This window comes from Corynebacterium sp. sy017 (genome assembly GCF_017918135.1).
GTDB lineage: Bacteria > Actinomycetota > Actinomycetes > Mycobacteriales > Mycobacteriaceae > Corynebacterium.
Map to the genome: position 1 here is coordinate 302,866 of NZ_RZUE01000003.1, position 16,072 is coordinate 318,937.

Consider the following 16,072-nt stretch of genomic DNA (forward strand, 5'->3'; position numbering starts at 1 on the left):
GGGAAAAATTATCCCACTATTTAGGACGATGGGCTAGAATCAGGTTAAGATAGAGATGATGTATCTCTAACAATGAGAAAATGACATATTGAGAAAGGTGTACTCATGGCTATTGACGTTTACTATGATGCAGATGCAGATTTGTCGCTTATCCAAGAGCGCAAGGTTGCCATCATTGGTTACGGCTCCCAAGGTCACGCACACGCACAAAACTTACGTGAGTCTGGTGTAGAGGTTGTTATCGGTTTGCGCGAAGGCTCTAAATCTGCGCAAAAAGCTCAAGAAGCCGGGTTTGAGGTAAAAAGCAATGCTGATGCTGCTGCATGGGCGGATCTTATTATGCTGCTTGCGCCAGATACTTCACAAGCAAAAATCTTTAAGGAAGATATCGAACCACACCTTAGCGCAGGAGATGCCCTGTTCTTTGGGCACGGACTCAATATCCACTTCGATTTGATTACCCCAGCTGAGGACATCATCGTTGGTATGGTAGCGCCAAAAGGTCCTGGTCACCTTGTTCGTCGCCAGTTCGTCGACGGCAAAGGCGTGCCGACACTTATTGCTATTGACCAAGACCCAACTGGTCAAGCACAAGCACTTGCCCTATCGTACGCAGCAGCAATCGGCGGTGCACGTGCTGGTGTTATTGCCACTACCTTCAAGGAAGAAACAGAAACCGATCTCTTTGGTGAGCAGGCGGTACTCTGTGGTGGTCTTGAACACCTCATGATGAAAGGCTTTGAGGTATTGACCGAAGCTGGCTATGAACCAGAAATGGCATACTTCGAGGTACTTCACGAGATGAAACTTATCGTGGACCTCATCTGGGAGGGCGGAATTGAGAATATGAACTACTCAATTTCTGAAACCGCAGAGCTGGGCGGCTACGTTGCTGGACCACGCATCATCACCCCAGAAGTAAAAGAAAACATGAAAGCAGTTCTTGCTGATATTCAATCCGGTAAGTTCGTGCGCGACATGATGGCAGATGTAGCAGCAGGTCAACCTGAGATGAAACGCTACCGCGAAGAAATCGCAGCACACCCAATCGAAAGCACCGGATCAAAGCTGCGCGACATGATGAGCTGGGTTAAAAACCCATTGAACGAAACAGCATAATCTGTTCCTACGCGTACACATAGCTGTATAACAAAAGGATCTCTCTATTTTCCTGAGAGATCCTTTTGTTATTTTGGTTGCCACATGAAGTGATTTTACTCTTGATTATTTTCTGCTTTTTCCGCTTTACGACGAGCAAAAAACTGTTTCGCCATACCATAAATACCAGGTGTGATTGACAAGAATACAATGACCAAGAAAATGGCCTCGATATTATCACGTACGAAATCATAATTACCGAGCCATGCGCCAAGTAACGTAACACCGCCACCCCATAGAATGCCGCCGACAACGTTATAAAGGAAGAAAATTCGATAGCGCATACTTGCCATACCAGCGACTAATGGGGCATAAGTGCGAACAATAGGCACAAAGCGGCATATGATGATCGTCGCTGGACCGTGTTTCTCGAAGAAGTCATGAGACTGCTGAATATAGGCTTGCTTGAAGAAACGACCATCAGGACGTTTGCTGAGTACATGACCAAAACGTGAACCAATGAAATAGCCAACCTGATCGCCCAAAATCGCGGCAAGAATAACCACCGGAATCACAACATAAAGCGGAGCAAATGGATCATCTTGGACAGCGAGCATACCGCTGGTAAAGAGCAGGGAATCACCAGGAAGTAATGGGAAAAGTAATCCAGATTCAATAAAAACAATAAGCGCGACGCCAAGGAGGATAAAAGAACCAAAAGGCCCAGATCCACTGAGCAAATACATAGGATCCATCCAGCTTGGGCCGAGCGACAAAACGGTCACATCAGGCACAAGTTCATTCATTTCTCCAAGTATAGAGGGTATGAGGGGATAAAGGGGATTCCCAACCGGGTATGGTTGTACGCAATAATTACGTACCAAAATTACGCACCGAGAGACAGGGCGAGTGCGCTACAATTCTTATATGTCTCATACCGCCCATAATCATGCACATGATGGTCACAATCATGACCATGCACATCCTTCTCGTGGATTGCGCGCACTACTAATTGTGCTGGGCTTTACCACAATAATTTTCTTAGCAGAACTGATCGGTGGCTTATGGTCGCAATCTCTTGCGTTGCTTTCCGACGCCATGCATATGCTCAGTGACTCCACCGGGCTTATCGTTGCTGTCATTGCGATTATCATTGGGAAACGAAAAGCAACCCCAGTAGCCACCTATGGCTACCGACGCATTGAAGTAATAGCAGCTCTCATCAATGCAGCAGCTGTATCAGCAATTTCAGTATGGATTGTGATCGAAGCACTCTCGCGATTGCACAGCCACGAAGAAGTCAACACCACCATGATGCTCATCATCGGCACCATCGGTCTTATAGCAAATATCTTTGGGGCCTTGGTACTACACAATCATGCCGAAGAAAATATCAACATCCAAGGCGCATTTTTACATGTGCTCGTTGACCTCTTTGGGTCAGTGGCGGTTATTCTTGCAGCAATAATTATGCAATTCACTGGTTTTTCTGGGGCAGATACGATTGCGTCACTGATTATTGCAGTGCTCATTTTGCCACGGTCAATATCCTTGCTTTCTCGCGCCTATAAGATCCTTATGGAACACGCACCAGCGAATATAGACGTCGACAAGCTCGCACAAGAGCTACGCGCTGTCCCTACTGTTCAAGCTATCCATGATCTGCACGTATGGTCAGTCAATGGGGAAGAAGCTCTAGCGACCTGCCATGTGGTCATCGATACGGATAACAGCAGCAATTGCACGGTGCTAGATAAAGTGCAACAGGTTTTTTCCGAACATGGAATTGAACATTCCACAGTCCAGATAGAGTCCCATGCGCACTATGCGCATGAGGAAGTATGTCACTAATAAGGCGCAGTGTGGTTTAGCTTGGCACGCTAGCGCCAGGCGCATAGCCCGTCTAGACTCAAAGTCATGGCTTTTTCGACTCCGAGCTACAATCTCATTGATCTATTCAATCGCATTGATCGTGGTGACCTGCAACTTCCTGATTTTCAGCGTTCGTTTCGGTGGGATGTCGATCGTATCCGTGCCCTCCTCGTGACCGTACTGCGCGGCTATCCCATGGGCTCTTTCATGGCTCTCGATACGCGCAACGAAAAGCCAAGATTCAAGCCACGCGCCTTAGAAGGCGCTCCAGACACAGGCAACGCTCCAGGTCTATTGCTACTCGACGGGCAGCAAAGGCTCACCACCCTCTACCAATGTTTAAGAGGCGAAGGCATGGTGCAGAGCGTTGATTTTCGTCAAAAGAAAGTGCAACGCAAGTATTATTTGGACATTAAAAAAGCCATCTCTAGCCCAGTGCTGCCAGAAGAAGCAGTGATTAGCGTGGGAGCTGATGGCATGGTCAAGTCCCACTATGGTCCGCACGTCACAGATGGGCTGCATAGTCGAGAAGATGAAATTGCTGCTGGTCTTATTCCTATCTCAGTATTGCTGTCTGATTCTGGCACGGATTTTCTCTTTGATCTATCGCGCGACGCTGATGAGCATACCCGTGAAGAAATAAAAAAATTTAATAATAAAGTCATCAAACCTCTGGTCAGCTATGCCGTTCCTATGATCCGCCTCGACCGAGAAACAGCTCAAGAAGGCATTGGTTCCATTTTTGCCCAGGTCAATAGCCTAGGACTACGCATGGATGTCTTTGAGCTTTTGACCGCGGTATTCCAGTTAGAAGATGCGTCGTTTAGCTTACAAGAAGACTGGGCAGCTACTGAGAAAATACTGCGCAAATACCCAGCGCTAGACGGAATTGGACAAACAGAGTTTCTTACCTCAGTTGCGCTGCATGCCACCGCACTAACAGGGCATGCCGACGGACATCGAGAAGCAATTTTGCACCTGAGTCTGACACAATACAAAGAATCAGCACGCATCATGCGCTCAGCTTTTAATGAAGCAGCTAACTTTATGGCGCAGCGATGTATTTTTACTACTTCTCATGTTCCCTATACTGTTCAGCTAGTTCCACTAGCAGTAATTATTGCCCTGCTAGCTGACACTCCTGGAGTGCTCAGCAAACAAGAATCATGGAATAAACTCAACCGTTGGTTCTGGTGTGGTGTATTTGGTGAGCTCTATGGAGCCTCATCGCTTATTGAACGCTCTGCCGCAGATGTGAATGAGGTAACTCAGTGGATTAAAGCCGGGGTAGTGCAAGAAGAAAAACAGGAAGCAGAGTCTCAGCTGGTGCCACGCTCAGTGCGTACGGCACGGTTTGTGGAATCACGCCTGCTTAGCGCAGGTATTCGCTCTGGTCTTTACAAAGGAATCTATGCTCTCATCATGGGGCGAGGGGCACGGGATTGGCATAGTGCACAAGTATTTAACCAGCATACTTTCCCCACAATGGGTGTGCATTTTCGCCCTATTTTCCCTATAGACTGGTGCACGGAACACGGAATTTCACCGGTACTGGCGCAATCAGTGCTCAATCGCACACCTATGAGTCGAAAAACCCATGTCGTTGTCGAGCATAGTTCCCCCTCGCGCTACTTGTACCGACTCCAAGCTAAATCCCTGCTTAGCGATGCCGAATTTGATGAAGTTCTAGAAACACACTTACTTGACCCACAGTCGTTATTTACTGATCGAGCTGAAGAATTCTTCCGCGATAGACGGCAACGTCTTACCGAAATGATTGAACACGCAATGGGACACCCCGCAGTTCGAGATGTGGATGAGTCAGATCTAAGCGCAGGAGAAGAAGGACCGAATGCTTTTGCCTCATAGCGCCAGGTACCGTGGCACTCTCGCGAGTGCCTTGGGCAGCCTTGTGGTCCTTATGCTTATTTTGTCTGGCTGTGCGTCGGGACAGCTCAGCGAGATGAGCACTGAACAAAGCACAGATCCGTATCGGAAAGCGCGTGCCCAGAATCTTAACCACCACGTTTCTAATATCTTTGAGCCAACTCCTGAGGTGATTGCGGACGAAGACAGAAGTGGAGTAGAAGTCGCACAGCGGTTTTTTGACACCTCAAGTGCAGTAGTCGTGTCCAGCGGCGATATTAGCGCACAGCTGCGTGCAGCCTCTCTTGCTGTTGTGACCCATGCCCCCATGCTGACCATGAACGAGAACAACCGCCAGGCAGTGGTTTCTGAGATTAATCGCCTGGGCGCTCAATATGTGCTCAGCGTGGGGGATGTGCCATTAGCCAACACTGCAGGAGATACCAATGTCATTGTCGATCCCGGCGGGTTAGCGGCCTTGGGCACAATGACCTCCTTGCAGTTCTATCCAAAACAAATAACCTATGCGGATAAGGTGGTAGCTGCTGTTGCCGCCCTAGAACCAGAGCACGTAAGCTATTTGATTCCTGGCTGGTTCGATGACGACACAAAAGAAAAACTGCTTGCCGACGCTCACCCCCAGACAACAGATCGTAAACAACACACAGTTGCGGCTTTTCCTGTGCAATCCAAGCGTGATGCCGATATGTCGCCTGTGGTCATTGCAAGTGAACAATCAAGTATTGCAGCTGTAGCAACTGCTCGCGCTTTTGGCGCTGCTGTGCGTACCATGCCTCTCCCAGATCCTAGGTTTAGTCGGGAAACAATGAGAATGGTTGCTGGTCTTGCCAATGCACCGCTTATTGCCTTAGGCGCACAATTTGGTAGTGCACAACAATTAAGAGAACGCATAAGCATTGGCGAGAATATCACTACTGAAATAACTGGTGGTGGCGGTTTGGTATTTCCCCAACGCGCCCTGATTATGAAGCACGTGCCGCTTAGCGTGGAAGTCACAGCTGCGCGTAGTAGGGAAGAAAACACGACTGCAATAGCTGACGCGGTAGTAATGGCAAAAAAGCAAGCGAGCGCATTTGCACGTACACATGTTGGTACGGTAGTGCCAGGTCTAGAAATAGCCTTGGGCAACGTGTTTGCTTTAGACACACAACAACCTAGTTTTTCTCCGGAACTTGTGGCTCATGCGGTCAATGAGATGGTTGCCCAGCATGGCTATATTTTCTTAAGAATTACCCCTTATGCCGGAAAATTAGTAGAGCAATTAGCTCGTATCGAAGATATACTCAGTGGGGCCAATGTTTCTGTGATTATAGACATGGATAGCGCTGAGCAGCCTATTGAGGCGCAAGAGCTCAATCGGGCGATTTCTTGGTTAGCTAGGTTATGCGAGGATAAAAAAATACCACAGAAAACCCTGGTAATTGCGCAATCTAGTGTCAACCCCATAGCTGATGCAGCACACATAGACACTGATTCTGCGTATGTTTCAGTTACTATTGTTGCTGAGTTTTTTGCTGAGGGAAACTATGGATTTGTGTCCTGGGAAGAAGCCAAGCAGCGCTTTGGGCAGATCGTCGCTGGTTATCAGCAGACAGGCAAGAATTTTTATTATGGTTGGGTAGTGGATAATGTGCTAGGGCAAGCGCGTCGCTCGACGGAGGAAAATTTCTTTAGCAGCGCAGAGTTTTCACAGTTATCACCATATCCTTGGCTAATTTTGGGCTGAGAAAATCATGTGTGTAGTGGATATATTCATAAAATATTCTAAAAACTATTTCTCGGCAGGTACTTTTTAGCTTTCTTGGTTTAGACTTGACAATGTCGCACGCCGATGGGCTGGTGTGGACCCCGTAATAGCGGCGCGGTCGTGTCGATATTATGCGGACAGCACAATTTTCCAGGAGATATAACGTGAGCCAGAACGGTCGTCCTGTCGTTCTTATTGCTGATAAATTGGCACAATCTACTGTTGATGCACTTGGCGATGCCGTCGAGGTGCGTTGGGTAGATGGACCAAATCGCCAAGAACTCTTAGCCGCAATTCCAGAAGCAGATGCACTGTTAGTTCGCTCTGCTACCACAGTAGATCGTGAAGTCCTTGACGCAGCCACGAAATTGCAAATCGTCGGGCGCGCAGGTGTAGGGCTGGATAACGTAGATATTGCTGCTGCCACTGAGCGTGGTGTGATGGTGGTCAATGCGCCGACCTCGAATATCCACTCTGCTTGTGAGCATGCAATTTCCTTGCTCCTAGCCACTGCACGACAGATACCAGCAGCAGATAAAACATTGCGTGATGGTCAATGGAAACGTTCTTCTTTCTCTGGTGTCGAAGTATTTGGCAAAACCGTCGGAATTGTTGGTTTTGGCCATATTGGACAGCTCTTTGCTCAGCGTCTTGCTGCTTTTGAGACTACAATCATCGCATATGATCCTTATGCTAACCCAGCTCGTGCTGCGCAATTAGGTGTGGAGTTAGTCTCGCTGGATCAACTCATGGCAACAGCAGATTTCGTCACCATTCACTTGCCAAAGACAAAAGAAACAGCTGGTATGTTCAATGCTGAATTGCTGGCCAAAGCTAAAAAAGGGCAGATCATCATCAATGCTGCTCGTGGTGGGCTTATCGACGAAGCGGCACTGGCTGAGGCGATAGCATCTGGGCATATTCGTGGTGCTGGTATTGATGTCTATGCCCAAGAACCATGTACTCAATCACCATTGTTTGAGTTACCACAAGTAGTGGTGACTCCCCACCTAGGTGCTTCGACAGCAGAGGCACAAGATAGAGCTGGTACTGATGTTGCAGATTCGGTGCTCAAAGCACTATCTGGGCAATTCGTGGCAGATGCCGTGAATATCTCCGGTGGTCGTGTTGGGGAAGAAGTTGCAGCATGGCTTAACCTTGCTCGCAAACTAGGTCTTGTTGCTGGTCGCCTTCTTGGTGCCACACCAGTAAGTATTGAAGTAGAAGCGCGTGGTGAACTATCTACAGAACAGGTTGATGCTCTGGGGCTAGCTGCATTACGTGGTCTGTTCTCTGGCATTATCGACGAAGCAGTCACCTTTGTGAATGCACCGCGTATTGCTGAAGAACGTGGCGTAGAACTATCAGTTACCACTGCACCTGAATCTGTTACACACCGCAGCGTGGTAGAGGTAAAAGTGATAGCGAGCGACGGCTCAGTATCTTCGGTAGTAGGTACACTCAGTGGTTTAGAGCGCGTGGAAAAGATTGTACGGATCGATAACCGCGGCATTGATTTGCGTGCCGAAGGAAGAAACCTATTCTTCTCCTACACCGATGCTCCTGGTGCTCTTGGCAAAGTAGGAGCTCAGCTGGGAGCAGCAGATATCAATATCGAAGCTGCAGCTCTTACCCAAGCAGCAAAGGGAGATGGTGCTGTTCTTATCCTGAGAGTAGAACGCGAAGTACCTCAAGAACTCTTGACTCAAATTGCTGATTCCCTTGAAGCAACTGCGCTGCAAATTAACCTTGATTAGTTGTATTAGTTGCTAGCAATCTTAATTTCTTATTATCGCTGTGAGCTTGGTGCTCACGGCGATATTTTTCTCAGCAGGTGTTGCGGTGTTGAGTGCTGAACTGGTTTGCGTGCAGCGAGTTATGCGTGTGCAGAAAGAATGCCAGATAGTGCACGAACCAAAGCTGCAATATGTTCTTGAGTATGACTTGCCATGAGCGTTATACGCAGAATCGCCTCGCCACGTTTGACTGTTGGATAACGAATTGCCGGCACATGGAACCCATAATCGCGCAGTTGTTGAGATACTGACAGCGCATAATCCTCGGCACCAAGCGGGATAATGACAATAGGGCTTGCCCACCCACCAGACACAACATTGCTAGTGCGCGATACTGCGATTTCCGCCTCGTCGAGAAGCCTCAAAAGGTACGCCACGTTAGTGTGTAAGCGTTGTACGATGGATTCGTCTTGCGCTAGGAGTGATAGCGCTGTATCAATGGCAGCGCAATTAGCTGCTGAGGTGGAGGTAGAAAAAATAAATGCGCGTGCATGGTTGCGTAAAAACCGTGTGATTTCCGGGTGAGCAAGAACCATACCACCTTCAGCTCCTAAGGCTTTACTTGCCGTCACCACGAGGATGTCGGGCAAAGAATGTGGATAACACTCGCATATTCCTTTACCGCGACGACCGATGGTGCCAATGCCATGCGCGTCATCAACCATAAGCCATGCATCGTATTTGTCGCACACGCGACGCAATTGCGCTAGATCGGCGATAGTGCCGTCCATGGAAAACACGCCATCACTTATCACAAGAGCGTAGTCAGCAGTGCTCTGGGCTAGTTTTTCTTCTAAGTCAGCGTAGTCGTAATGAGAAAAGACCGTGGTAGGTACGCGTGCAATGCGGCAGCCATCGATAATACTGGCATGATTGCGTTCATCGGAAAAGATTTTTAATGACCCACCACATAGTTGTGCTAGTTGTGCTAGTGCTTGGATTGTGGAAAGGTTCGCCAGATAGCCACTGGAGAAGAATACACAATCATAGTGCGCATCTAGCTCAAGGAACGTGGGGAGTGCCTTTTCTACTTTCGTATGAAAAGCAGTGCTGCCCGTGGTAAGTCTGGAGCCACCAGAGCCTGTGCCATAGGCAGCAAGTGCGTTGTGTGCTGCAGTAATTATTGCAGGATGTGTGCTTAAGCCAAGGTAGTTGGAGGAGCTGAAAAGGAGCAAGGACGTATCGTCGATAAGCGTTTTAGGAGATTGTGCTGCATGAAAGAGCGCAGGGGTGCGTTCTAGATGAGCATGTGCCCAGGCGTTATTTTGTTGTGTGCACAAAGTGTGGAGGTCAGGGGATTGGGACATGGCTATGCGCTTTCGGGGAAATCTACGAGAACGATGTGGTTTTCTAAGTAGTCAATGAGCTTAGGGATATCGGAATCATGTGTGTTTCGCGTAAGAAAAATGCGAGTGCCACAGGTATCACCAGGCGCTTTCATATTATGAATGCGGAGATAAGTGCCGTTAATGCATAGATATCCAGTGGTGTAGTCCGGGTCATCCGAGATACATAATTCGGCAATAATGTTAGGGTGGTGTGCTACTTTCGAGGCTAAAATTAGTGCTTCATTGTGATGGTTCTTGTCATTGTCTGTCATATTTGTGCGTATGTCAGTGGCGGAATACGCTGCGTCCAGATTGCTCACGCGTACCCCTCGGTTTTGGTCTGGTTCATAATGCTCATGGGTGTCGGCGTCGATGAGCATGGCACCACGTAATCCGGTGACTGTTGTGAGCAAAGACCAAAAATGATTCCCAGCTATTCCATGCTTAGCCAGTTGCTTTTCGACGAACATCTGCGCCTGTCGCGGGCTATGAGTATCAATGTTCTGAATGGGTAATGCCGGAATGTGGGTGATATCTGCGGGGGAAATGTGCGTGCTCGTGATGTGAATATCATCGGGCGTTCCTTTGGGATGATTGAGTGCACGGTGCATTAACTGTGTGCTCACGTGTGCTAATTGATCAGTGGTGACGATGCGTTCTGCGCCAGAGATATGGCGACCCATTTTGCTAGCACGCATTTTGATTGAATAGAGGGAATGAGTGTGGGGAAATGCGGTGTATGAACTAGAGGTCATAGGATAAACAATAGCCGTGAAAAGGCTATACAGTGTTCAATATATTTATATTTGTCTTTCTGCGGTATCTTGGTAAGGGAGAATAAAGTCCAAAATGTGAGAAAAGGAGTTCCACATAATGAAACTTGCGGTTATTGGTGGCGACGGCATCGGACCAGAAGTAACGCAACAAGCCCTGCGCGTACTACACACACTCCGCGATGATATTGACACCACAGAATATGATCTCGGCGCACGCCGCTACCTAAAAAATGGCGAATTACTAACCCAAGCAGACCTTGACTCACTCAAAGAACACGACGCAATTCTACTAGGAGCAATAGGTGCACCTGACACCGTACCACCAGGAGTACTAGAACGCGGACTGCTATTAGCAATGCGCTTTGCCCTCGACCACCACGTTAATTTGCGCCCCGCCAAACTCTATCCCACAGCAGTATCACCACTGACCAATCCAGGCGACATTGACTTCGTCGTAGTACGAGAAGGCACCGAAGGATTGTACTGCGGTAATGGTGGCTCCCTACGCAAAAATACCCAACATGAAGTAGCAAGTGAAGTATCACAAAATACTCGCTACGGCGTCGAACGCGTCGTTCGCGATGCCTTTGCCCGAGCACAACAACGTAAAAAACACCTCACCCTCGTGCATAAGACAAATGTGCTTGTCCATGCCGGATCATTATGGCAGCGTTGCGTAGATGAAGTAGCACAAGAATATCCCGACGTAACCGTGGACTACCACCACATTGACGCAGCAACCATCTACATGGTTACTGACCCAGCACGCTACGACGTTATCGTAACCGATAATCTCTTTGGCGATATTCTTACCGACCTTGCCGGCGCTATCACAGGCGGAATTGGCCTAGCTGCATCGGGCAATATCGACGCAACTGGTACCAACCCATCCATGTTTGAGCCAGTACACGGTTCCGCACCAGATATTGCAGGAAAAGGAATCGCCGATCCCACCGCCGCGATTTTGTCCGCCGCACTATTGCTTCGCCACCTAGGAGACGAAGAGAACGCAGCACGCATCGAACAAGCAGTAGCAACAGATGTTGCTCACCGAGACGCCCATACAACATATAGCACCCAAGAATTAGGCGATAGAATCATCGCAGCCCTATAAGATGAATACATGAGCGTTGAATTAGAAGAAGTACGCAACTTCCTGGCAACCACTGCGCCCTTTGCACAATTACCCGATGCAGTCATCGACCAACTCCCTGCAAAAATGGATATGCGCTATGTACGCAGTGGCACCACTATCATTCAACGCGGTGCTCATAATGATTTTTGTTTCATCATCCGCAGCGGCGCCGTAGATATCATTGGCGACAATGACATCCTGCTCGACCGCAGAGACGCAGGACGCTGCTTTGGCTATTCCACTATCTTTGGCGAGAATAACTCACGATACACCATGATCGCAGTGGAAGATTGCCTACTCATGGCAATAAAACGCGAACACATCAATACACTAGCCGAGCAATACCCAGATCTTGCCCGCTTTTTCTCTAGCCTAACCAAAAGAATCAGCGCTGCTGCGGCACAACTACGCGCCCAGGCATCCTCAGATTTACTGCGTATTAGGCTCTCTGAGTTCATGGTCAAAAACCCAGTACACGCCACAGCAGATATTTCTATCGTACAAGCAGCACAAATTATGCAGGAACACAATGTTTCCTCTTTGTTAATCGTCGAGCAAGCACAAACACAATCCAACGACACACACGCTTGCGAACAAAGCGTAATCGGAATTATCACAGACAAAGATTTACGCAACAAAGTCGTCGCAAAGAACATGGATACTACCCAGAATGTGCATAGGATTATGACGCCCATGCCACGCACACTCAACGACGATGTGCAAGCATTCGAGGCAATGATGCTTATGTCTGAATATGGTATCCAACATATTCCCGTGACCAGGGATAATGAATTGGTAGGCATTGTCTCGTCGGCAGATATTCTACGCCTGATGCGCAATGATCCTATCTATCTCACCGCAGATTTATCTCGAAAAAATAGCATTGACGAACTCAAAGACACATATTCTTCCATTGACGAGGTAGCGGTTCGCTTCATTGATAGAGGAACCTCCCCAGAGGACATCGCCGGTCTTTTGACCATGACCGCTGATACGCTCACCCGACGCCTGCTATATCTTGCAGAACAAAAATTAGGACACCCACCTGTGCCTTATGAATTTGTAGTTGTCGGATCCCAAGGACGCAAAGGCATGGGACTTGCCTCAGACCAGGACAATTGCCTCGTCTTAGACGACAACTATAACCCCCAACAGCATGGGCACTACTTTGAGCAACTAAGTCGTTTTGTCTGCGAAGGATTAGCACAAGCCGGACAACCCTTATGCCCAGGCGAGATGATGGCGATGAATCCACAGTGGCGCATGACTCGTACACAATGGATCGATACTTTCCACCACTGGATTACCGCACCAGAACCCGAGGCACTCCTACACGTACAAACATTCTTTGATTTTCGCTCTATCTATACATCAACAACCACACAATTGGCGCAAGAAGTACATAAGAACGCAGTAGAAATGGCACAAAGTTCAGTTCGACTCCAAGCCCATTTAGCAACCCTCGCAGTACGACGAGAACCCCCGCTAGGTTTCTTCCGCGGCTTCGTAGTGGATAGATCCGGAAAATACGCCAACACCTTAGACGTGAAAAAAGGTGGTCTAGCCGCAATCGTACAAATGGCACGCCTGTTTTCACTCACCAGTGGCATAACCGCCCTCACCACTCGACAACGACTAGTACAAGCAGCTCAAGCTGGTTCTATCTCTGAGCGAGGCAGCCAAGATCTGATCGACGCAGTAGACTTCATCAATCTCATTTCACTCAAACACCAATCAGAACAAATCAAACAAGGACAAACCCCTAGTTACCACATCGCCCCAGCAACACTGGGCAAAATGGATCGTGAACATCTACGTGACTCATTTCAGATCATCAAAAATATGCAGAATGCTCTGGCCACCAAATACCCAATTCGCAATATCTAACATGGCCAGCGCCACACTCCACACCAAGAGAAAGACACAATTATGCGATGGTTGCGTGCCAGCAGCACCAAAAATAAACAACACGCTCGTGGAGCATTGAGCAGGCTCTATGCTTCGCAGCTCCCCACGGACAGGATGGACGTCGATAAGCTGAAATTACTCGCGGTAGACATAGAAACCACCGGTCTAGACGCAAAACGCCATCAGATTCTCTCTATCGCCTGGGTACCCATTGATGGACAACGCATCGAATTAGCTGGCGCAGGTAGCGTTCTGATACAACCAGAAAATATGCACGACGTGGGAGAATCAGCGCTCATCCACCACATCACAGACGAGATGCTCGCAGGCGGGATACCAGAACAAGAAGCAATGACCATGCTCTTAGACGCACTTTCTGGTCGAGCAATGGTTGCACACTTTTCCGCATTAGAAGTGTCTTTCATCAATGCTGCATGCCGACGACATTTCAACGCCGATTTCGACACGCGCCTAGTCAAAGTAGTTGATACCTTTGCATTGGAACGCAGACATATGGAACGAATGGGTACCTATCCGCGTGGAGAAGATTTACGACTGGCACGTGTGCGACGCCGCTATGGGCTGCCAGATTACCGTAGCCATAATGCGCTCAGTGATGCACTGGCCTGTGCCGAGCTATATTTAGCGCTTAAAGAACAGTCAAAGGCGGGCACACTTAAAGCCTTAATGAACTAAAGATGAATTAATAGATTTCAGCCGCACCACATTAGGGGGATTGACTGCATCAGAGGCTTGTTCAGCACACTGTTTATAACGGAATTATGTAGTATGTTGCTTATGCGTTTTGGACGAATTGCAACACCAGAGGGAATGAGCTTCTGCGTTATTGAAGGTGCAGAAGGAGAAGAAAAATGCCGTGAGATTGAGGGAACTCCATTTACGGAACCCACATTTAGCGGTAAAGAATGGAATCTCGATCAGGTTCGACTACTAGCGCCAATGCTACCAAGCAAAATTGTGGCAATTGGACGCAACTATGCCGATCACGTTGCAGAGGTATTCCAGCGCTCTGCAGACCACTTGCCTCCGACGCTATTCCTTAAACCCCCTACAGCAGTAGTTGGACCAGGAGCAGCTATTAAAATTCCTGAGTTCGCTACAAAGGTAGAGTTCGAGGGAGAACTTGCTCTTGTCATTGGCACACACTGCAAGAATGTTAAAGCTCAAGACTGGAAAAAAGTAGTACGCGGCTTCACCATCATCAATGATGTATCATCGCGTGATTTGCAATTTACTGATGGGCAGTGGGCACGCGCCAAGGGTATTGATACCTTCGCACCACTTGGACCATGGATCGAAACTGACTTGGACAAGATTGATACCACCAATCTTCCCATCAAAGCACACTTGACCCATGATGGTGTTACTGAGACTAAGCAAGATTCTAATTCTAATCAGATGATTAAGAATGTTGGCGAGTGTATCGAGTTTATTACTGCGTCAATGACTCTACTACCAGGCGATGTGATTTGTACTGGTTCTCCAGCTGGAACCGCTGAAATGGTGCCAGGGGATTACATCGAAATTGAGATTCCAGGTATCGGTAAACTTGGTAATCCTGTAGAGCGTGCGTAGCTAATTCTTAAACTCGGTCACGTTACACGTGTGACGTGAGAAGGCGAGTATGGAAAAGCAATAGACATCGTTATGTCTATTGCTTTGTTTTATATGGAGGTCTGTGGTTTTCATGGATGAAATAGCACTTGTTGCTGTAGTAGCTGGCGCCATTTTTGTTGGTTCCACAATGCAACGCATTGGTGGCATGGGACTAGGATTAGTTGCAGCACCTATTTTGTCTTTTGCGATCGGGCCTGTGCAAGGCATTTTGTTAATCAATGTCTTAGCCTGCATTAATTCCTTGATGAATTCCTACAGTATGCGAGCCGGTATTGATTGGGCAATGGTGCGCCTGATTGGTTCCGTGATGATTATCGGCTCACTCAGCGGTGCGTTACTCATACGCAGTATTTCGATTCCTGCCTTACAAGTGATTGTCGGAGCGTCGATAGTATGTGCATTGTGTGTTGTGATCTTTGGTAAACGCTTTGTGCCACCGGCACGTGGAAAAGCTCCGGCATTGATTACCGGAGTAATTGCCGGTTTTACTAATACGTTAGCAGGAGTAGCAGGTCCTGTGATTACTGTTTATGCGCAAGCTGCGCAGTGGGATCATCGACGCTTAGCTTCAACTTTGCAGCCGCTTTTTGTAGTATGCGGTTTGCTCAGTTTTCTTGTGAAAGAACTCAGTGGTACTGCGTCAATGGGGCAGCTACCTTGGTTAATTTGGCCAGTTTCATGTCTTACGATGGTTGCGGCAATTGCATTAGGTGCTCGCCTGTCCGCAAAAATCAATCGAGAAGCTGCTCGACGTTTCTCCATTATTTTGGCATTTGCTGGTTCCTTGAGCGTACTCATTCGAGGGTTGTATGCACTGTTGTGAGAATCAGATGAGGTGAACTATTCGCTCTGTGCCCTTGTTTTTCAGTGGGTAGTGCTAGCACTAC

13 protein-coding genes are annotated in these 16,072 nt (G+C 48.0%); 10 read left to right on the forward strand and 3 right to left on the reverse strand.

What is annotated here, in order from left to right:
- Positions 1-105: 105 nt before the first annotated feature.
- Positions 106-1,119 (forward strand): ketol-acid reductoisomerase, encoded by a 1,014-nt coding sequence (ilvC, locus tag EML15_RS07900; protein WP_144274679.1) that lies wholly within the window; start codon positions 106-108, stop codon positions 1,117-1,119.
- A 95-nt stretch (positions 1,120-1,214) separates the two neighbouring features.
- Here the strand turns inward: ilvC and EML15_RS07905 are convergent, their stop codons facing one another.
- Positions 1,215-1,904, reverse strand: a complete 690-nt coding sequence (locus EML15_RS07905; protein ID WP_168195037.1) for a VTT domain-containing protein — start codon at positions 1,902-1,904, stop codon at positions 1,215-1,217.
- A 121-nt stretch (positions 1,905-2,025) separates the two neighbouring features.
- Between EML15_RS07905 and EML15_RS07910 the strand changes: the two genes are divergently transcribed.
- The 4 genes from EML15_RS07910 (at position 2,026) to serA (ending at position 8,361) form a co-directional block, all read left to right on the forward strand.
- A complete protein-coding gene (locus EML15_RS07910) occupies positions 2,026-2,949 on the forward strand; it encodes a cation diffusion facilitator family transporter (RefSeq protein ID WP_144274680.1) in 924 nt (307 codons plus the stop codon).
- A 66-nt stretch (positions 2,950-3,015) separates the two neighbouring features.
- A complete protein-coding gene (locus EML15_RS07915; protein WP_144274682.1) occupies positions 3,016-4,839 on the forward strand; it encodes a DUF262 domain-containing protein in 1,824 nt (607 codons plus the stop codon).
- Positions 4,823-6,583 (forward strand): hypothetical protein, encoded by a 1,761-nt coding sequence (locus EML15_RS07920; RefSeq protein WP_144274684.1) that lies wholly within the window; start codon positions 4,823-4,825, stop codon positions 6,581-6,583. Before EML15_RS07915 ends, EML15_RS07920 begins: the two co-directional genes overlap by 17 nt.
- Before the next feature lie 185 nt (positions 6,584-6,768).
- Positions 6,769-8,361 (forward strand): phosphoglycerate dehydrogenase, encoded by a 1,593-nt coding sequence (gene serA / locus EML15_RS07925; protein ID WP_144274686.1) that lies wholly within the window; start codon positions 6,769-6,771, stop codon positions 8,359-8,361.
- Positions 8,362-8,480: 119 nt separating this feature from the next.
- Here the strand turns inward: serA and EML15_RS07930 are convergent, their stop codons facing one another.
- Together EML15_RS07930 and EML15_RS07935 are read right to left on the reverse strand one after the other, a co-directional pair.
- On the reverse strand, positions 8,481-9,707 hold the full coding sequence (locus EML15_RS07930) for an aminotransferase class I/II-fold pyridoxal phosphate-dependent enzyme (protein ID WP_246858202.1): 1,227 nt from the start codon (positions 9,705-9,707) through the stop codon (positions 8,481-8,483).
- Positions 9,708-9,709: 2 nt separating this feature from the next.
- A complete protein-coding gene (locus EML15_RS07935; protein ID WP_144274688.1) occupies positions 9,710-10,483 on the reverse strand; it encodes a 6-carboxyhexanoate--CoA ligase in 774 nt (257 codons plus the stop codon).
- A 118-nt stretch (positions 10,484-10,601) separates the two neighbouring features.
- Between EML15_RS07935 and EML15_RS07940 the strand changes: the two genes are divergently transcribed.
- The 5 genes from EML15_RS07940 to EML15_RS07960 all read left to right on the forward strand — a co-directional run bounded on the left by EML15_RS07940 (position 10,602) and on the right by EML15_RS07960 (position 16,008).
- Positions 10,602-11,618: a 3-isopropylmalate dehydrogenase gene (locus tag EML15_RS07940; RefSeq protein ID WP_144274690.1), complete on the forward strand. Its 1,017-nt coding sequence runs from the start codon at positions 10,602-10,604 to the stop codon at positions 11,616-11,618.
- A 9-nt stretch (positions 11,619-11,627) separates the two neighbouring features.
- Entirely contained in the window at positions 11,628-13,526 is a 1,899-nt protein-coding gene (locus EML15_RS07945; protein WP_144274692.1) for a DUF294 nucleotidyltransferase-like domain-containing protein, read from the forward strand.
- Between the two features lie 135 nt (positions 13,527-13,661).
- Entirely contained in the window at positions 13,662-14,243 is a 582-nt protein-coding gene (locus EML15_RS07950; RefSeq protein WP_168195099.1) for an exonuclease domain-containing protein, read from the forward strand.
- A gap of 102 nt (positions 14,244-14,345) precedes the next feature.
- On the forward strand, positions 14,346-15,143 hold the full coding sequence (locus tag EML15_RS07955; RefSeq protein ID WP_144274696.1) for a fumarylacetoacetate hydrolase family protein: 798 nt from the start codon (positions 14,346-14,348) through the stop codon (positions 15,141-15,143).
- A gap of 112 nt (positions 15,144-15,255) precedes the next feature.
- Complete coding sequence (locus tag EML15_RS07960) at positions 15,256-16,008, forward strand: sulfite exporter TauE/SafE family protein (protein ID WP_185967218.1); 753 nt, start codon at positions 15,256-15,258, stop codon at positions 16,006-16,008.
- The last annotated feature ends 64 nt before the right edge of the window (positions 16,009-16,072 follow it).